This window comes from Pseudomonas sp. GV085 (assembly GCF_003050925.1).
Classification (GTDB): Bacteria; Pseudomonadota; Gammaproteobacteria; order Pseudomonadales; family Pseudomonadaceae; genus Aquipseudomonas.
Genome location: NZ_QAOV01000010.1, coordinates 109482 through 126952 on the forward strand (window position 1 = coordinate 109482; position 17471 = coordinate 126952).

General features: G+C 60.5%; 15 protein-coding genes. 9 read left to right on the forward strand and 6 right to left on the reverse strand.

Going from position 1 to position 17471, the window contains the following annotated elements; genetic code table 11:
- Positions 1–33 precede the first annotated feature (33 nt).
- The 5 genes from parE (at position 34) to C8K63_RS20845 (ending at position 6621) form a co-directional block, all read left to right on the forward strand.
- Complete coding sequence (gene parE, locus C8K63_RS20825; RefSeq protein WP_095943188.1) at positions 34–1938, forward strand: DNA topoisomerase IV subunit B; 1905 nt, start codon at positions 34–36, stop codon at positions 1936–1938.
- Positions 1938–2924 carry an esterase-like activity of phytase family protein gene (locus tag C8K63_RS20830; RefSeq protein WP_108218395.1) on the forward strand — a complete coding sequence of 329 codons (987 nt, stop codon included), beginning with the start codon at positions 1938–1940 and terminating at the stop codon, positions 2922–2924. Before parE ends, C8K63_RS20830 begins: the two co-directional genes overlap by 1 nt.
- The gene (locus C8K63_RS20835; RefSeq protein WP_108218396.1) at positions 2921–3445 is read left to right on the forward strand and encodes a TIGR02281 family clan AA aspartic protease; all 525 of its coding nucleotides are present in this window, start codon (positions 2921–2923) and stop codon (positions 3443–3445) included. Before C8K63_RS20830 ends, C8K63_RS20835 begins: the two co-directional genes overlap by 4 nt.
- A 7-nt stretch (positions 3446–3452) precedes the next feature.
- Entirely contained in the window at positions 3453–5723 is a 2271-nt protein-coding gene (gene parC / locus C8K63_RS20840) for a DNA topoisomerase IV subunit A (protein ID WP_108218397.1), read from the forward strand.
- Positions 5724–5907: 184 nt separating this feature from the next.
- Positions 5908–6621: a membrane integrity-associated transporter subunit PqiC gene (locus C8K63_RS20845; RefSeq protein WP_108218398.1), complete on the forward strand. Its 714-nt coding sequence runs from the start codon at positions 5908–5910 to the stop codon at positions 6619–6621.
- A gap of 287 nt (positions 6622–6908) precedes the next feature.
- Here the strand turns inward: C8K63_RS20845 and C8K63_RS20850 are convergent, their stop codons facing one another.
- Positions 6909–8432 carry an AhpA/YtjB family protein gene (locus C8K63_RS20850; RefSeq protein WP_108218399.1) on the reverse strand — a complete coding sequence of 508 codons (1524 nt, stop codon included), beginning with the start codon at positions 8430–8432 and terminating at the stop codon, positions 6909–6911.
- Between the two features lie 135 nt (positions 8433–8567).
- On the opposite strand from C8K63_RS20850, the gene serB reads away from it, so the two are divergent.
- Positions 8568–9782: a phosphoserine phosphatase SerB gene (gene serB, locus C8K63_RS20855; RefSeq protein ID WP_108218400.1), complete on the forward strand. Its 1215-nt coding sequence runs from the start codon at positions 8568–8570 to the stop codon at positions 9780–9782.
- A gap of 120 nt (positions 9783–9902) precedes the next feature.
- Here serB and asd read toward each other — a convergent pair whose 3' ends face one another.
- Genes asd through C8K63_RS20870 form a run of 3 tightly spaced genes read right to left on the reverse strand, consistent with a single transcriptional unit; the run spans position 9903 to position 13178 of the window.
- On the reverse strand, positions 9903–10763 hold the full coding sequence (gene asd, locus C8K63_RS20860) for an archaetidylserine decarboxylase (RefSeq protein ID WP_108218401.1): 861 nt from the start codon (positions 10761–10763) through the stop codon (positions 9903–9905).
- A gap of 18 nt (positions 10764–10781) precedes the next feature.
- Complete coding sequence (gene rhdA, locus C8K63_RS20865; RefSeq protein ID WP_108218402.1) at positions 10782–11597, reverse strand: thiosulfate sulfurtransferase; 816 nt, start codon at positions 11595–11597, stop codon at positions 10782–10784.
- A gap of 42 nt (positions 11598–11639) precedes the next feature.
- Complete coding sequence (locus tag C8K63_RS20870; RefSeq protein WP_108218403.1) at positions 11640–13178, reverse strand: HDOD domain-containing protein; 1539 nt, start codon at positions 13176–13178, stop codon at positions 11640–11642.
- A gap of 167 nt (positions 13179–13345) precedes the next feature.
- Here C8K63_RS20870 and motA point away from each other — a divergent pair, with 167 nt between their 5' ends.
- From motA to C8K63_RS20885, 3 genes are all read left to right on the forward strand, one after another.
- Positions 13346–14197: a flagellar motor stator protein MotA gene (gene motA / locus C8K63_RS20875; protein ID WP_108218404.1), complete on the forward strand. Its 852-nt coding sequence runs from the start codon at positions 13346–13348 to the stop codon at positions 14195–14197.
- Between the two features lie 3 nt (positions 14198–14200).
- Entirely contained in the window at positions 14201–15247 is a 1047-nt protein-coding gene (gene motB / locus C8K63_RS20880) for a flagellar motor protein MotB (protein WP_108218405.1), read from the forward strand.
- 225 nt (positions 15248–15472) lie between these two features.
- Positions 15473–15742: a hypothetical protein gene (locus C8K63_RS20885; RefSeq protein ID WP_108218406.1), complete on the forward strand. Its 270-nt coding sequence runs from the start codon at positions 15473–15475 to the stop codon at positions 15740–15742.
- 277 nt (positions 15743–16019) lie between these two features.
- Here the strand turns inward: C8K63_RS20885 and C8K63_RS20890 are convergent, their stop codons facing one another.
- Entirely contained in the window at positions 16020–16511 is a 492-nt protein-coding gene (locus tag C8K63_RS20890) for a toll/interleukin-1 receptor domain-containing protein (protein WP_108218407.1), read from the reverse strand.
- Positions 16511–17470 (reverse strand): caspase family protein, encoded by a 960-nt coding sequence (locus C8K63_RS20895; protein WP_108218408.1) that lies wholly within the window; start codon positions 17468–17470, stop codon positions 16511–16513. The genes C8K63_RS20890 and C8K63_RS20895 overlap by 1 nt, the downstream gene beginning before the upstream one ends.
- Between the last annotated feature and the right edge of the window lies 1 nt (position 17471).

The following is a 17471-nucleotide window of genomic DNA, read 5'->3' on the forward strand; positions in this document are numbered from 1 at the left end:
TTATTTTCAATGAATGACTGACGACGAGACCCCATGGCCACTCCCAGCGCTAGCTCTTATAACGCAGACGCCATCGAAGTCCTCTCGGGCCTCGACCCGGTGCGCAAACGCCCCGGCATGTACACCGACACCAGTCGGCCGAACCACCTTGCCCAGGAAGTCATCGACAACAGTGTCGACGAAGCCTTGGCCGGGCATGCCTCATCGGTACAGGTGATCCTGCATGCCGACCATTCCCTGGAAGTCAGCGATGACGGCCGTGGCATGCCGGTGGATATTCACCCTGAGGAAGGTGTTTCGGGCGTCGAGCTGATCCTCACCAAACTTCATGCCGGTGGCAAGTTTTCCAACAAGAACTACCAGTTCTCCGGCGGCTTGCACGGGGTGGGTATTTCCGTGGTCAACGCCTTGTCCACCGAAGTGCGGGTGCGTGTAAAACGTGACGGCAACGAATACCAGATGACCTTCAAGGATGGCTACAAGGCCACCGAGCTGGAAATCATCGGCACTGTCGGCAAGCGCAACACCGGCACCAGCGTGTTCTTCGCGCCGGATCCGAAATACTTCGACTCTCCGAAATTCTCCATCAGCCGCCTCAAGCACGTGCTCAAGGCCAAGGCTGTGTTGTGCCCGGGGCTGCTGGTCAGTTTTGAAGACAAGGCCACCGGCGAGAAAGTCGAATGGCATTACGAAGACGGCCTGCGTTCCTACCTGGTGGATGCGGTCAGCGAATTCGAGCGCCTGCCGGACGAGCCGTTTTGCGGCAGCCTGGCCGGTAATAAAGAAGCGGTGGATTGGGCGCTGCTGTGGCTGCCCGAAGGTGGCGACGCGGTCCAGGAAAGCTACGTCAACCTGATCCCGACAGCCCAGGGCGGTACTCACGTCAACGGTTTGCGTCAAGGCCTGCTCGACGCCATGCGCGAGTTCTGCGAATTCCGCAGCCTGTTGCCACGTGGTGTGAAGCTGGCGCCGGAAGACGTCTGGGAACGCATCGCCTTCGTACTGTCGATGAAGATGCAGGAACCGCAATTCTCCGGTCAGACCAAGGAGCGCCTGTCGTCCCGTGAGGCGGCGGCGTTCGTCTCCGGTGTAGTCAAGGATGCGTTCAGCCTGTGGCTCAACGCCAACCCGGAAACCGGCATGCTGTTGGCGGAACTGGCGATCAACAACGCCGGTCGTCGCCTCAAGGCCAGCAAGAAGGTCGAGCGCAAACGCATTACCCAAGGCCCGGCGCTGCCGGGCAAACTGGCCGACTGCGCCGGCCAGGACCCGATGCGTTCCGAACTGTTCCTGGTGGAAGGTGATTCCGCTGGCGGCTCGGCCAAGCAAGCGCGGGACAAAGAGTTCCAGGCGATCCTGCCGTTGCGCGGCAAGATCCTCAACACTTGGGAAGTCGACGGCAGCGAAGTGCTGGCCAGCCAGGAAGTGCACAACATCGCGGTGGCCATCGGTGTCGATCCGGGCGCGGCCGACATGAGCCAACTGCGCTATGGCAAGATCTGCATCCTCGCCGACGCCGACTCCGACGGTCTGCACATCGCAACCTTGCTGTGCGCCTTGTTCGTCCAGCATTTCCGCCCGTTGGTGGATGCCGGTCACGTCTACGTCGCGATGCCGCCGTTGTACCGCATCGATCTGGGCAAAGAGATCTACTACGCCCTCGATGAAGCCGAACGCGATGGCATCCTCGATCGTCTGGTGGCCGAGAAGAAGCGCGGCAAGCCGCAGGTCACCCGATTCAAGGGCCTGGGTGAAATGAACCCGCCGCAGCTGCGTGAGACCACCATGGACCCGAACACCCGGCGTCTGGTGCAGTTGACCCTGGAAGATTTCGAGGCGACCTCGGAAATGATGGACATGCTGCTGGCGAAGAAACGCGCCGGCGACCGCAAGACCTGGCTGGAGTCCAAGGGCAACCTGGCCGAGGTGCTGGGCTGATGCGTCTGGGCTTTGCCCTGGCCTGTGGGTTGCTGACGTCGATCACGGTATCCGCCGAGCCGGCGCCACAGCTGCGCCTGTTGTCCGAACATGTCGTCGACGGCATGCGCGGCGGCAACCTGTCCGGGCTGGCGCAGTGCGGCAATGATCTGTGGGCGGTTTCCGACCGCGACGATAATCAGATCTACCGCCTGGATACCCGCGAATCTGCCTGGCAGGCACAAACGGTGCACATCGACGTACCGCCGGTGCCTGACAGCGGTTTGCCCTGGGGGCTGAAGTCTCGCGTCTGGGGGGCTTCGTTCGTGCGTGGCGGCGATCTGGACTTTGAAAGCATCACCTGCGACAGCGCCGGCAATCGCTACATCGTCAGCGAAGGCCATGCCGCTGTCTTGCAAGTGCCGCCAGCGGGACCTGCCGCCTGGCTGAAAATTTCGCCGATGCTGGTTCGCGAGGCACGGGCCAGAGGCCTGCTATTGCAGTTCAATGCGTTGCTCGAAGGGCTGGCGGTCAATCCGGCGGGTGATCAGATGTGGTTCGCCGCCGAGCGTCAAGGCCGCGGATTGCTGATGATCAAACGCAAGCAGACGTTGTGGGATTGCGACGGTGGCTGCGTGCTGCTGAGCGAGGCGGGCGTGGAAATGCAGCCCGAGCAATTTCCTGACGCCAAAGCTGTACTGCGGGATTTTTCTGACCTGTCGCTATTCAACGGCAAGCTGTTCACCCTTGAACGCAACGCCTACCAGATCTGCCGCCGGGATCCGCAGACGGCCAAGGTCGAGCGCTGCTGGTCGTACGCCGCCGAGTTGTTACAACCAAACCGTCGTTATCCACAGGACTACGGGTTGGAAGAGGCGTTGATCGTGGATGCCGATGGCGCCTGGATCGGTGTCGACAATAACTTCGGCGCGCGCGCCGATGGCGAAGTCCGTCCGGTGGTCTGGCGCTTCGCTGCACCGGAAGGTGGCTGGAGTGCCAAGCCATGAGACAACAAAGCCCGGGGCAGCGCATAGGCCGGGTATTCATGGTGCTGGCCTGGTGTGCGGCGCTGTTTCTGGCCACGCGTTTTTTCGGCCAGTGGGAAGCGCGTCAGCAAAATCCGAATGTGGTGGTCAGCTCGGAGCAGGGTGAAGGTTTCATCGAGGTGAAACTGGTGAGCAATGTGCAGGGGCATTTCGTCGCCAGCGGCCAGATCAACGGCCAGCCGGTGGACTTCATGCTCGACACCGGGGCGACCGATGTGTCGGTTCCGGCGGACCTGGCCAGGCGCTTGAAGCTCGAAGAAGGATTTGGCGTGACCCTGAGCACGGCCAATGGCCTGAGCCAGGGCTATCGCACCCGTATCGAACGCCTGCAACTGGGCGACATCGTGCTGCGTGACGTACGCGCACTGGTGGCCCCGGGGCTGCATGGCGATCAGGTGTTGCTCGGCATGAGCGCACTGAACAGACTTGAATTTACCCAGCGCGGTGGCACCATGCTGCTGCGCCAGACAACGAACCGATGAGGCCCGCATGAGCGACTCCCTTGATCTCAGCCTGGACGGTGTAGAACGCCGCTCGCTGGCTGACTTCACCGAAAATGCCTACCTCAACTACTCCATGTACGTGATCATGGACCGTGCCTTGCCGCATATCGGCGACGGCCTGAAACCGGTACAGCGCCGCATTATTTATGCGATGAGCGAGTTGGGGCTGGACGCCGATTCCAAGCACAAGAAGTCGGCGCGTACCGTCGGTGATGTGCTCGGTAAGTTCCACCCTCACGGCGATTCGGCCTGCTACGAAGCCATGGTGCTGATGGCCCAGCCGTTCAGCTATCGCTACACGCTGGTCGACGGCCAGGGCAACTGGGGTGCGCCGGATGATCCCAAGTCCTTCGCCGCCATGCGTTACACCGAAGCGCGGCTTTCGCGTTATTCCGAAGTGCTGCTCAGTGAGTTGGGCCAGGGCACGGCGGACTGGGGGCCGAACTTCGACGGCACGCTGGACGAGCCACTGGTCTTGCCGGCCCGTCTGCCGAACATTCTGCTCAACGGTACCACTGGCATTGCCGTGGGCATGGCCACCGACGTTCCGCCGCATAACCTGCGCGAAGTCGCCACCGCCTGCGTGCGCTTGCTCGACGAGCCCAAGGCCACGGTCGAACAGCTCTGTGAACACATCCAGGGCCCGGACTACCCGACCGAAGCGGAAATCATCACCCCGCGCGCCGACCTGCTGAAAATCTACGAAACCGGTCGCGGTTCGGTGCGCATGCGCGCCGTGTATCACATCGAAGACGGCGACATCATCGTCACCGCGCTGCCGCATCAAGTCTCGGGTGCCAAGGTGCTGGAGCAGATCGCCGCGATGATGCAGGCCAAGCCGTCCAAGGCGCCGCAAATTGCCGACCTGCGTGACGAATCCGACCACGAAAATCCGTGCCGGATCGTGATCATTCCGGGGGCTCGGAAAAACTTCGACCACGATGCCTTGATGCAGCACTTGTTCGCCAGCACCGAGCTGGAGTCGAGCTACCGGGTCAACATCAACATTATCGGCCTGGACGGCAAGCCGCAGCTGAAGAACCTGCGTGCGCTGCTGGTCGAATGGCTGGAGTTCCGGGTGCAGACCGTGCGTCGTCGCCTGCAATTCCGCCTCGACAAGGTCGAGCGTCGCCTGCACCTGTTGGATGGTTTGTTGATTGCCTACCTCAACCTGGATGAAGTGATCCACATCATCCGTACCGAGGAGCACCCGAAAGCCGCGCTGATCGAGCGCTTCGCCCTGAGCGAAATCCAGGCCGACTACATCCTCGACACCCGTTTGCGTCAGTTGGCGCGACTGGAAGAGATGAAGCTGCGTGCCGAGCAGGATGAACTGCTCAAGGAACAAGCCAAGCTGCAAGCCCTGTTGAGCAGCGAAGCCAAGTTGAAAAAACTGGTGCGCAGCGAACTGATCAAGGACGCTGAAACCTACGGCGATGACCGTCGGTCGCCTATTGTCGAGCGCGCCGAAGCCAAGGCCCTGACCGAACACGATCTGCTGCCGAACGAGAAAGTGACGGTGGTGCTGTCGGAAAAAGGCTGGATTCGCTCCGCCAAAGGCCACGAGATCGACGCCACCGGGCTTTCCTACAAGGCCGGGGACGGTTTCAAGGCCCTGGCAGCCGGACGCTCCAACCAGTTCGCAGTGTTTATCGACTCCACCGGTCGCAGTTATTCAGTGGCCGCCCATACCTTGCCGTCGGCCCGTGGCCAGGGCGAACCGCTGACCGGTCGCCTGACGCCGCCGCCAGGGGCGAGTTTCGAATGCGTGCTGATGCCGGAAGACGATGCGCTGTACGTGATCGCTTCCGACGCCGGCTACGGATTCGTGGTCAAGGGTGAAGACCTGCAGGCCAAGAACAAGGCGGGCAAGGCCTTGTTGAGTCTGCCGAACAATGCCAAGGTCATGCTGCCGCGCCCGGTGGCTGATCGTGAGCAGAACTGGCTGGCGTCGGTGACGACCGAAGGTCGCCTGCTGATCTTCAAGATCAGCGACCTGCCACAATTAGGTAAGGGCAAAGGCAACAAGATCATCGGGATTCCAGGTGAGCGAGTGGCCAGTCGTGAAGAGTATGTGACGGACATCGCCGTATTGCCGGACGGTGCAACACTGGTGTTGCAGGCCGGGAAACGTACCTTGTCACTGAAAGCGGACGACCTTGAACACTACAAGGGTGAACGTGGTCGTCGGGGCAATAAATTGCCGCGTGGCTTCCAGAGGGTCGATGCGCTGCTCGTCGAAAATTCGGTCAATTGACCGAAGAACGCGAGTTAGAGTCGCCGATCTACGATTTAACCCGTAGTTCGGCGCTTTGCGCTGGAGTCGGAACGCATATTCACGGATGATATGGCCTTTCAAGCGCCGGCATTGCCGCGCGTTCTTCATATTTGTTGAGTATTTTCACTGTGATCAGCCTTTTAACGATCACCTGGATGGGACGATGACTGCTCTGCGCCTTCCTTTTATTCTTATGCTCGCCGGCGTTCTTGGCCTGGCGGGTTGCAGCGTTCACCAACCGGTGTCGTTGTATCAACTGGACGCTGGTAGTCCGGTTCAGCCCGCACAGAACGCGGGCATGGCGGTATTGTTGGGGCCGGTCACCGTGGCCGACTACCTGCAACGCGAAACCCTGTTGCAGCGCCAGCCCGATGGCAGCCTGCAAGCCTCGACCGACGGTCGTTGGGCAGGCAGCCTTTCGTCGGATATCGATCAGCTGCTGCTGCGTCAGGTCGCAGGTCACCTGGACAGTCAGCGCGTAGTGTTGGCCCCGGCGACAGTGGGTTTCACTCCGGATGTTCAGGTGCTGCTGACTATCACGCGCCTGGATTCGGGTGCAAAACAACCGGCGATCCTCGACGCGCAATGGCGCTTGATCGACCGTCGCGGACAGGTCCGTGACAACCGCATCATCCATTTGCAGGAACAGCATGCCGGTAGTACGGCGGCTCAGGTCCAGGCGCAGGGCGTGTTGCTGCAACGCCTGGCCGAGCAGCTGTCGGTGGCGCTCAAGCCGCTGGCCAATCAGCCACCGATCGCCGAAGTCCCGCGCAAGCCGGCAGCCAAGGCGGCAGCACCTGCGGTAGAACAGGAAAAGCAGCCGAAGATCCCGATGGCCGCGCCGGTCCGGACGGATATGGAAGTGTTCCGCTTCTGACCCTGGATGGATTTGAAACAAAGCCCGTATTGATGCGGGCTTTGTTGTTTCTGCAGGTTGGAGATCTTTATCGTCAGTTCCGGCCTCTTCGCTGGCAAGCCGGCTCCTACAGGTTTTGCGTCGTTCACAAAGTTGTGGGCTTACACTGATCCATTGTAGGAGCTGGCTTGTCGGGTCGCCGCATCGCAGCGAAAGCGTCAGAGCAGGCCACAAAAAAGCCCGCAGACGATCGCTCATCTGCGGGCTTCCAGGTTCAAAGGCTAAAAAATCACAGCCTTCGGCAGCTCCTACGCCCGACGCTCATGCATCCGCGCCAATTGCCTTTCCAGCATTGATGGATACGGCTCCATCAACCGTTCCACGCAGCACGCGCCCTCTGGGCTGGCAATCGGGCGGATCCGTGCACGCTGGCGGATCAACGCGTCGTCACTGATCTTGCGCTCCACCAGCAGCAGGTTGCGGCTGTGTTGCGACAGGGCCAGGGCGTCCTGGGCGGAGTCGGTCAGCAGCAGGTCGATCTGGCTCAGGCCGAACAGTTCGTCACCGAGGGTCAGGCCCAGCTGCAATTGCAGGGTGATGCCGCTGTCCGCGACTTCGATCTGCAACTGGTGGCCCAGGGCTCGCAGCAGCTCGCCACAGCAAATGGCGTTGGTCAGGTAATCGTCGCCGCTGTCTTCGGTGTGGAACAGCATCAGCGTGCTGCCATCGTTCAAGGTCTCCACTTCGCCCTGATACAGGGAAGCGGCCTGGTCGAGGCAGTCGCGATAGCGTTCGAGCAGTTCTTCAAGGCGCGCCCGCGGCAGGCGTCGCAGTTGTTCCTGGGAGCCCAGTTGCACGGCCAGTACGGCGCTGTGCTGCGGCACGTTGGATACCACGGGTTTGGCCACCGGTTTGGTCGCGCTGTCTGCCGAAACATCGAGCAAGTCGGCAAAGGCATCGTCGTCATCATCGTCTTCGACTGTGCTGACAATGCGCCGTGGCGCGGCTTTCATTGCGGCCATCGGACGAGTTTCATCGAAACTTGGATCGCGCAGGTTGCGCACTTCGAAACCCGGTTCGGCATCGTCGTAATCGCTGTCGTCGAGCTCAGGCTCAGGCTCAGGTTCCGGCTCGACGGGTTCCGGTGCGTAACTCGCGTGAAGCTGGCGCGCCAGGTCGCCGATCTCGTCATTACGCTCGGTGGCCGGGGTGTGTTCGTCGATGTTGCGCAACCACACCCGCAGTTGCAGCAGCGGCGTCGAGAGATAGCGGCCCATACGCAAGCTCAAGGCCAGGGACAAAGCCAGCAGGATCGCGCTCAGAATGCCCATGCTTTGCAGGCTGATGGTCATCGGCTGCTGGAACTGATCCATGTCCAGGCTGATGCGCAGCTGGCCAGCCGTCACGTCCTGGAAAGTGATCTTGCTCTGGTAGATGCCCTCGGCTTCGCCCAGCAGGCCGTGTTTGGGGCGCTGACCGGCTTCGGCAAGGATGCGGTTATCCATGCTGTAGATGGCTGCGTGCGCCACCAGCTTGTTCTTGGTCAGGTTGTTGAGCAGCACGTTGAGGCTGAGGATGTCGTTGGACACCAACAGCTCGGTGGCCGAGGTGGCCGTCTGCGTAGTCAGGCTTTCGCCCAGCGCATCCGCCTGCTCGTGCATGGCCTGCTTGAACTGCAAGCCCATCACACCGGCATAGATGACCAGGGCCAGGGCGACCAGGATCACGTTATGGCTGGCGATGCGCAATGCAATCGGTACACGGCGGTGGCGCAGTGCCCGGAAGATCAGCAGGAAGAAGTTATCGGTTTTTACTGGCGTGGGCCGGTTCACTTGAGCTCGGCTCTTTTGTCCGTGAAGTTGACGCGCAGTATAGCGACAGGCCCTAGGCCGTCAAAGCGCTCGCGGTGCCCGATGGTCACTGAAAGTGGGTAGAATGCGTTTTTTTTCCACCTGCGGGGGTGCGCCTTGCGCGAAATCGTCCTGATAAACATCACGGGAGTCGACCGTCCGGGTCTGACTGCGGCCATTACCGGCGTTCTGGCCCAGGGTGGTGTGAACATTCTCGACATCGGTCAGGCGGTGATCCACGACACCTTGTCGTTCGGCATCCTGGTTGAAATTCCCGACACCGAACAAGGCAAATCCGTGCTCAAGGACATCCTGTTCAAGGGGTACGAGCTCGATCAACAGGTGCGTTTCACGCCGGTGTCCGAAGAGGATTACCAGCAGTGGGTCGGCAACCAGGGTAAAAAACGCCACATCGTGACCCTGTTGACCCGCAAGGTGACAGCCGGGCAGTTGCAGGCCGTGAGTTCGATCACCGCCAAATATGGCCTGAACATCGACCACATCGATCGTCTTTCCGGGCGTATGCCGCTGGATACGCCGGCCGACAAGGGCAAGGGTTGCATCGAGTTTTCCGTGCGTGGCGAGGCGGCTGATCCGCAGGCGCTGCGTGCCGAATTCCTCAGCGTTGCCCAGGAACTGAACGTCGACATCGCCTTCCAGGAAGATTCGCTGTTCCGGCGCAACCGTCGCCTGGCGGTGTTCGACATGGACTCGACGCTGATCGAAGCCGAAGTGATCGATGAACTGGCCAAGGCTGCAGGCGTCGGCGACAAAGTGTCGGAAATCACCGAGCGGGCAATGGCCGGTGAACTGGATTTCCGTGCCAGCTTCAAGGAGCGCCTGGCCTTGCTCAAAGGGCTGGACGTCAATGTGCTGGACTCCATCGGCGCCTCGCTACGCCTGACCGAAGGCGCTGAAACCTTGTTCGCCGAACTCAAGCGCCTGGGCTACAAGACCGCGATTCTGTCGGGCGGCTTCACCTACTTCGCCAAGCAATTGCAGGCCAAGCTGGGTATCGACTACGTGTTCGCCAACGAACTGGAAGTGGTCGACGGCAAAGTCACCGGCGTGGCGGTCGAGCCGATTGTCGATGCGCAGCGCAAGGCCGATTTGCTGAAGGAACTGGCACACAAGGAAGGCTTGCGCCTTGAGCAGACCATTGCGGTCGGCGACGGTGCCAACGACCTGCCGATGCTGGCGATTGCCGGGTTGGGCGTGGCATTCCGCGCCAAGCCGCTGGTCAAGCAGTCGGCCAAGCAGGCGATTTCGACCCTGGGTCTGGATGGTGTGTTGTACCTGCTGGGCTTCCGTGATCGCGACGGGCAGCTCTAAAACAACTGTAGGAGCGAGCCTGCTCGCGATGGACGTTAACGATGACGCGGGCTTTCTGAATGCACGCGTCGCCTATTCACTCATCGCGAGCAGGCTCGCTCCTACAGGTTTGCGTACAAATCAGGCCTTCGGTGAGCCCATGCCCTGACCCATCTGCACCGCTGTACCAGCGGTCATTTCTTCAGCCCACTTCACTTGATCCGGCCCGAACAGCACGACAGCGGTCGAGCCCAGCTTGAAGCGACCCAGTTCTGCGCCTTTTTCCAGGTGGATCGGTGCGCGTGCGGCTTCGTCGTAGCGGAAGGTTTTCAGCTCGCGCTTCGGCGGCGTCACCAGACCGGCCCAGACGGTTTCAATCGAAGCCACGATCATCGCACCCACCAGCACCACGGCCATCGGCCCGCGCTCGGTGTCGAAAATGCACGCCACGCGCTCGTTGCGGGCAAACAATTCCGGAACGTTTTCAGCGGTGGTCTGGTTGACCGAGAACAGGCGACCCGGGATGTAGACCATCTCGCGCAGGGTGCCGGCCAGTGGCATGTGCACGCGGTGATAGTCCTTCGGCGACAGGTAGATGGTCGCGAAGTCACCGCCCATGAACGGCGCGGCGTTTGCCGCATCGCCACCCAACAGTTCCAGCACGCTGAAGCTGTGGCCCTTGGCCTGGAACACGCGGCCGTGCTCGATCGGGCCGAGCTGGCTGATCGCGCCGTCGGCCGGGCTGAGGATTGCGCCCGGGGTTTCGTCCAGCGGACGGGCACCGTCTTTCAGTGCGCGGGTGAAGAACGCGTTGAAGTGTTCGTAGGCGGTCAGGTCTTCGACCAGCGCCTGGGACATATCCACCTGATAACGCTTGGCGAACCAGGCGGTAAAGGCGTTCTTGAACCAGCGCACGCGGCATTCGGCGATACAGCCGGCCATTCGCGAGAGCAAGTTGTGGGGCAGCAGGTACTGGCTGACGATAAACAGACGCTTGTTCATTAACTGTCCTTAAAAACCTTAAATCTCTACGGGCGTGTCGGGATGGTTACCCCATTCGCCCCAGGAGCCGGCGTAGCCTTTGACCCGCGGATAACCGAGAGCCTTGGCCACCAGATAGGTGAAGCCAGAACGATGGTGGGTCTGGCAGTGGGTAATCACTTCTTTGTCTTTGCTGATCCCGAGTTGTTCGAGGATCTGCTGCATGTCGGTGCGGATGCGCAACTGGCGCGCCTGATCCATGCCGGCGGTCCATTCGAAATTGACCGCGCCGGGAATGTGCCCGCCCTTGGCTGCGAGCACTTTCTCGCCGGAGTACTCCAGCGGGCCGCGAGCATCCCAGATTGCCAGGTCGGCGGCGCCGAGTCGGCTTTGCAGGTATTCGCGGGTGGCGGTGGGCTCATCATGCAAGGTCAGTGAAACCGGGCCACCCACGGACGGCGGGATCTGGATCGACATGGGCAAACCCTCTGCCAGCCAGGCCGGCAGGCCGCCATTTATATAGTGGTACTTGCTGTGGCCGATGACATCCAGCAGCCAGATGAAGCGCCCGGCCCAACCGCCGCCTTCGTCGTCATACACCACGTAGACCGCGTTGGGGTTGTGTCCCAGCTCACCAAACAGCGCTTCGAGAGCTGCCTGCGGGGGCATCAGCCCCGGGGCGGGGGCCTGGCCGAGCTGCGTGCGTTTCGGTTCGACAAAGCGCGCGCCGGGAATGTGCCCTTCGGCGTAGCGGGCGGCACTGGTCAAGTCCACCAGAATCAGTTCGCGGGCGTCGAGGCGAGGGAGCAAGTCGCTCGGCTCGATCACCAGCGGCAAGCCAGAGAAGTCAGACATGTGAGGTCTCCAGAGCACAAAAGGGAGGATTGTAGCGCAGCCTTATTGGCCACGGTGGCTAAAGCTGTGCAGGGCTTTCTCGATGCACTGCGCGGTTTTGCCGAAGGCCTGTACGGAAACTTCCGAAAACGGTCCGCCGCCCTGGTCCGCCACGACGATCATGATCACCCGGCCATTGTTGACCAGCGAGCGCAGCAGCAGATGTTCGCCGCTGAACTGCGAACGCAGACTGTTGGGCAGCAGGGCCGAGAATTGCACGTTGTTGGCTGGCGTCAGGCGCACCTGGGCCTGTTGCGCGAGCAGGCGTTGCAACACGTTGCTCTGGCTGACCACGAAGTTCAACCCGGCCGCTTCCTTCGGCAGACCGGCCGTCTGGTGCACGCGCAGGTTGGCATGAGTGCGGTCGGCCATCAGGATCATCACCCGACGCATGCCGCAGGCCACGAGGGCGTCCCGGGCGGCGATGGTCAGGTGCATGGCATTGGTGAAACGACTCGGCTCGACCAGCAATTCGGCGCATTGTTTGCGCCACTTCACCAGGTCTTCGGCGGTGGGTGCCGCTGCCGGCAGCAAGCCTGCGTGGACACGGTTCATGCCCCACGGCCAAATCAGCGATTCGGCAGGGTGCCAGAGGTCGGGCATGGCGTGTTGGCGTGCGCTGTTGGCGGCTTGCTGGTGCAGTTGCTGTTGCACCTCGTCCATCGGCATTTGCAGGTAAAGGCTGGTCAGGAATTGCCAGCGCTCACTGTGCGGGCTGTTCCAGGCGTGTTGCGCCGACAGCGCCAGCCCGTTGGCCAGTAGCACTGTGTTGGCCGGCTGATTGAGCCAGCGACGCAGGGTCGGATCGTCATCGAGACGGTTCTGCTGGCGCAGTGGATGCTCACTGTCACGGGCGATGCGCAGGACTTTCACCAGTTCCCGCTGCTCGGTGAGCAACAGGCGATAACCCTGCTGCACCCAGATCGGCAATCGCCAGACCTCCACCAGCGCCTGGCCGATGTCCAGCAGGCGTACACCAAACAATTGCTGTTCGACTTTGCGTGCCGACTCACCTTTATGGATGACCCGCAGCTCCCACTCTTCGAGCAGTTTCGGATGGGTCAGCGCCAACGGCCACAGAGGCGAAAGAAACAGCAGGCTGCCCCAGTGGATGTCCTGCCACAGGCGCGCCAGGCGACTGGCAAAAAAACCGTTGGCTTGTTGCGTGGCGTGCTGGCTGATCATCTGCAGCTGACGCAAGGCTTTGGGAATCTCGCACTGGGGTTCGGCGGGCAGGCGCGCGAGCAGTTCTTCGGTGCGTTTGAGGCCGAGGCGATTGATCGCGACCTCAAGGTTTTCCGCAGGCTCGGCCATGCCGCCGTGAGTGTGCCGGTTGGCTTCGCGAATCACGCTCAAGGCCAGGGCCGGACTGCCTTGCATCAAGTCAGCGATATCGCGCAGCGAGCTGCGATTGTCGCGGATGGCTTTGCAGACACGGTCGTGGCTGGCTTGCGGGACGGGAAGACGTACGCCGTCGAGCAGCTTGACCCAGCCTTCGAGCGTCGTTGGTTTTTGCGTTGGAACGTTCGTTTCGTTAACCATGGTGGGAGGCGATCATCGTCAACATTACCTGGGCCCGGATGGGGTCAAATCAGTTTTTCGCCTGAACGGCCTATAGTCTGGCGCAGTTTTGCCGATAAGTAGAAGAAGAGATTTTTTAACTTCCGAATATGACCTTGAACCCGACTCAGTAAGTGCTCCCCTAACCTATGGCTAAAATTATCGGCATCATCGTCGTATTCGCGAGCGTGCTTGGCGGATACGTGCTTTCCCACGGCAAGATTGCCGCCCTGATCCAGCCTTTCGAGGTCATGATCATCGGCGGTGCCGCCCTCGGCGCATTCTTGCAGGCCAACCCCGGCCACATGACGATGCACGTGCTCAAGAAGTCCCTGAGCATGTTCGGCTCGCGTTTCAATCATGGCTTCTACCTTGAAGTGCTGGGCCTGATCTACGAGATCCTCAACAAGAGCCGCCGCGAAGGCATGATGGCCATCGAAGGCGACATCGAAGATGCCGCCGCGAGCCCGATCTTCGCCAAGTACCCGACTGTTCTCAAGGACGAGCGCATGACCGCGTTCATCTGCGATTACCTGCGCATCATGTCCTCCGGCAACATGGCTCCGCACGAGCTGGAAGGCTTGTTCGACATGGAACTGTTCAGCCTCAAGGAAGACCTGGAACACCCATCCCACGCCGTGAACGGCATCGCCGACGCCATGCCCGGTTTCGGTATAGTCGCGGCGGTACTGGGGATCGTGGTGACCATGGCTTCGCTGGGGGAGGGCGATCAGAAATCTATCGGCCTGCACGTGGGTGCGGCACTGGTGGGGACCTTCTTCGGTATTCTCGCCGCCTACGGCTTCTTCGGCCCGCTGGCCCATTCCCTGGCCCACGATGCCAAGGAGGAACTGAACGTCTACGAAGCCATCAAGGCCTCGCTGGTGGCTTCGGCTTCCGGCATGCCGCCATCGCTGGCCGTGGAGTTCGGACGCAAGGTGCTGTACCCGGCGCACCGTCCAAGCTTCGCCGAGCTGGAACAAGCGGTTCGCGGTCGTTAAGTTATGGAAAACAATCAGCCGATAATCATCAAGCGCGTCAAGCGCATCGCCGGCGGACACCACGGAGGCGCCTGGAAAATCGCCTTCGCGGACTTCGCCACAGCGATGATGGCGTTCTTCCTGGTGTTGTGGCTGCTGTCCACCGCCACGCCGGAACAGAAGATTGCCATCGCCGGTTACTTCAAGGACCCGATCGGTTTTTCCGAAAGCGGCACGCCCTACATCATCGATCTGGGCGGCACGCCGACCCTGGCGCCGGAAAACACCCTCAACCCCGAAGTGAAGTCCCAGCCGCAGCCGGACAAGGTCACCATCGATACCGACCAGGTTGAAGGCATGGCCGAGCAGGTCGAGAAAGAACGCCTCGAACTGTTGCTGCAAGAACTGCAGAACAAGGTTGAAGAGAACCCGCAGCTGCAGAAGTTCAAGGATCAGATCCTGTTCGAAATCACGCAGGACGGCCTGCGTATCCAGATCATGGACGCAGAAAACCGCCCAATGTTCGACTCAGGCTCGGCCCGTCTGAAACCGTATTTCGAAGACATCCTGCTGGCCATGGCCGATACCATCAAGGCAGTGCCAAACAAGATCAGCATCAGCGGCCACACCGATGCCAAGCCATACACCGGCACCGGTGATTTCGGTAACTGGGAGCTTTCGGCCAACCGTGCGAACGCCGCGCGTCGTGCGTTGGTGGCGGGCAGCTATCCGGATTCGCAGGTGGCGCGGGTGGTCGGTTATGCCTCGTCGGCTCTGTTCGATCGCGAGCATCCGTTCAACCCGGTGAACCGTCGTATCGACATCGTGGTGCTGACCAAGAAAGCCCAGCGTGCGATCGAAGGTTCGCAGGGGACGGAACCTGCTCCTGATGCACCGCAAGGTTCGGCTGTTCCGGGAGCCGCACCGGCTACACCGGTCGACCCGAACGCATTGCCGGCGGACAAGGAACCGCTGCCGGCCCACGAACTGCGCGAGCGTCTGAACTTGTTCGATAATCCGGCACCGAAACCGGGTGAGCCAGCCAAACCGGCTGAGCCGCCCAAGCAGTGACCCACAAGAAAGCCGACAGTGATGTCGGCTTTTTTGTGCCTCGTGCCAGTGCTTCCGAGTTTTTGTGTTTGCTTAGTAGTTGTAGGAATGATCTGAAATTTCGCACCAAGGTTTTCAGTCGTGCACGCATCTGCTTATAGTTCAGCCGTTGCTGCTCACGCGGTGACCGATCTTAGCCGGTCGAAACAAAGATGGAACCACACCCACATAATCGGAGTTAGACCTATGGCTAAGTACCACCCTCTAAAAGGCAACTTCAGCGTCGGCACGACGTTGTACATCGACACCGAAGCCAAAGTTACGGATCTTTTCGAAACCGCCACTCACCGCATCAAAGCCGCACGTAATCTGCTCAACAGCGTCACCTGCCTATGCGTGAAAGATGCCGAAGGTCATGACCTGGAGCATTTCGCCAACGCCGCACACATATTGATTCAGGATGGCTGCGACGCCTTGGACACGTTGGGGTGGCAGCTGGAAAAGATCGCGCGCTGAAAATAAGAAAGCTGCGCTAGTCGTGTAATGCTGCTCACTTAAGAAATCGAGCGAACAATAAGCAACCTGTGGCGAGGGAGCTTGCTCCCTCGCCACAGATACAGTGTTCGTCCTTAAGTGAACAACATTACGATAGTCGCGGCTTTTTTATGTGTGCGACACGACTGGAATGAATGCTGCCGATCATTTTCGTGGTGTCACGAAAATGATCGATAGGCCACAAGGCGAGTACCAAAAGCCGCGACACGATCACGGTTTTTTTGCCTTTACTGCAGTTTCAGAACCCACGAATGATCCGCGTCTTGAGCTCGGCGTGAAAGCGATCCGCATTGGATTTGTTGACTCTACGCACCGACTCGCTACCGGTGATCGAGTCCAGTGACATCGAGCGCTTGAGTGTCGACTCGGTGCGATAAGCATCAATAAAAAATTCGATGTCCCGGTCGCTGGTCAGCTTCGGCCATTTATCGAGGTACTGCGGCAGCTCTGTCGGGCCGGTCTTGAACGAGCAGATGCGTCGGTTGGTGATGGTCGCCTCGCCGATTTCGAACGGCACCCACCAGGAAAGCGCGGTTTTCTCCGACACCACCGCCAGCAGGTGCGTGCACTCGCCGATGTTGCGGGTGATCACTCCGGTGATGTCATCGGTGGTCTGGGATTCGGCATCCAGTACGTCGAGGTAGGTCTTGATGTTGGCCTGGATCAGGCGCGCGTTGATTTTGACCGCGTGGGCGCGATCCATGTGGCGGTAGCTGATAAACACTGGCATCAGAAATGTCCCTTGATCGCGAGTTCGCGGTAATAGGCGCCGAGGGCAGTGAGGCGGCAGCCGGTGGCGTGAATGGCGGCGTAGTACATGTGCTCGGCGTCCACCGGTTCGATGAGGCTGTGGCGATTGCACTTTTGCAGCTGGGCGAAGACCTCGCCGTGTTCCGGGTTGAATTCAGGTTCGGTGGGCTCAAAGCTGGGGGCGAGGGGGTACACCGATTCGGCTTCGGCAAACCATTCGGGGAGTTTGCGCAGGATGTCCTTGGGGATCAGCGGCGACACTTCGCGCAGGGAAATGAACTGCGAGACATTGGTCTTGAACACCGGGCGCTGTTCCCAGGCATCGAGCGCGTTGTCGACAAACGAATAAAGGCTGCCGGGGGTGATCTTGCCCAGGATGTTCGCGGCTCCGCCGTGCAGGGCCTGGAGCAGCAATCCGGTGAACACGCCGTGTTGCGCGCCCTCCATCGCCGGTTCTTCCTTTTTACAGGCAGTCAGAATCGTCATGCCTTCGCCGACCACGCTGCCTTCACTGCGCAAGGCGCGCAGTTCGCCGGCCGAGCCGCTCTGGCAGCAGTCGAGAATGATCACTTTGTTTTTGATCTTCGTGGCTTTGCTCGCCCAGTTGAGGATGTCGCTGAGGCGAATCCCGTCCTTGGCGCTCTTGTAATCCTGCGGGATCAACATGCCTTCGTCGGTGTCGGTATCGAAGCTGCCATGGCCGGCGAAGTACAGCAGCGCGACATTGCAATCCCCGACAAACAGCTCGTGGATCTGGTCTTCGAGTTTTTCCCGGCTCAGGTAGTCCTCGGCGGAGGTCAGTACGATGTTCTTGAAGTTCGGATCGCCATTGGCGTCGGTCTTCAACACCGAGGCCATGGCCATGGCGTCATTGCTGCAACCGCTCAGGCGCGACACATGGGTGTAGTCGTTGATGCCGATAAACAGTCCCTTGCGCATG

What these genes read in the sequence shown, in the direction of transcription:
- parE (WP_095943188.1), top strand. Translation starts at nt 34, where the DNA reads ATGGCCACTCCCAGCGCTAGCTCTTATAACGCAGACGCCATCGAAGTC.
- C8K63_RS20830 (WP_108218395.1), top strand. Translation starts at nt 1,938, where the DNA reads ATGCGTCTGGGCTTTGCCCTGGCCTGTGGGTTGCTGACGTCGATCACG.
- C8K63_RS20835 (WP_108218396.1), top strand. Translation starts at nt 2,921, where the DNA reads ATGAGACAACAAAGCCCGGGGCAGCGCATAGGCCGGGTATTCATGGTG.
- parC (WP_108218397.1), top strand. Translation starts at nt 3,453, where the DNA reads ATGAGCGACTCCCTTGATCTCAGCCTGGACGGTGTAGAACGCCGCTCG.
- C8K63_RS20845 (WP_108218398.1), top strand. Translation starts at nt 5,908, where the DNA reads ATGACTGCTCTGCGCCTTCCTTTTATTCTTATGCTCGCCGGCGTTCTT.
- asd (WP_108218401.1), bottom strand. Translation starts at nt 10,763, where the DNA reads ATGAACAAGCGTCTGTTTATCGTCAGCCAGTACCTGCTGCCCCACAAC.
- rhdA (WP_108218402.1), bottom strand. Translation starts at nt 11,597, where the DNA reads ATGTCTGACTTCTCTGGCTTGCCGCTGGTGATCGAGCCGAGCGACTTG.
- C8K63_RS20870 (WP_108218403.1), bottom strand. Translation starts at nt 13,178, where the DNA reads ATGGTTAACGAAACGAACGTTCCAACGCAAAAACCAACGACGCTCGAA.
- motA (WP_108218404.1), top strand. Translation starts at nt 13,346, where the DNA reads ATGGCTAAAATTATCGGCATCATCGTCGTATTCGCGAGCGTGCTTGGC.
- motB (WP_108218405.1), top strand. Translation starts at nt 14,201, where the DNA reads ATGGAAAACAATCAGCCGATAATCATCAAGCGCGTCAAGCGCATCGCC.
- C8K63_RS20885 (WP_108218406.1), top strand. Translation starts at nt 15,473, where the DNA reads ATGGCTAAGTACCACCCTCTAAAAGGCAACTTCAGCGTCGGCACGACG.
- C8K63_RS20890 (WP_108218407.1), bottom strand. Translation starts at nt 16,511, where the DNA reads ATGCCAGTGTTTATCAGCTACCGCCACATGGATCGCGCCCACGCGGTC.
- C8K63_RS20895 (WP_108218408.1), bottom strand. Translation starts at nt 17,470, where the DNA reads ATGCGCAAGGGACTGTTTATCGGCATCAACGACTACACCCATGTGTCG.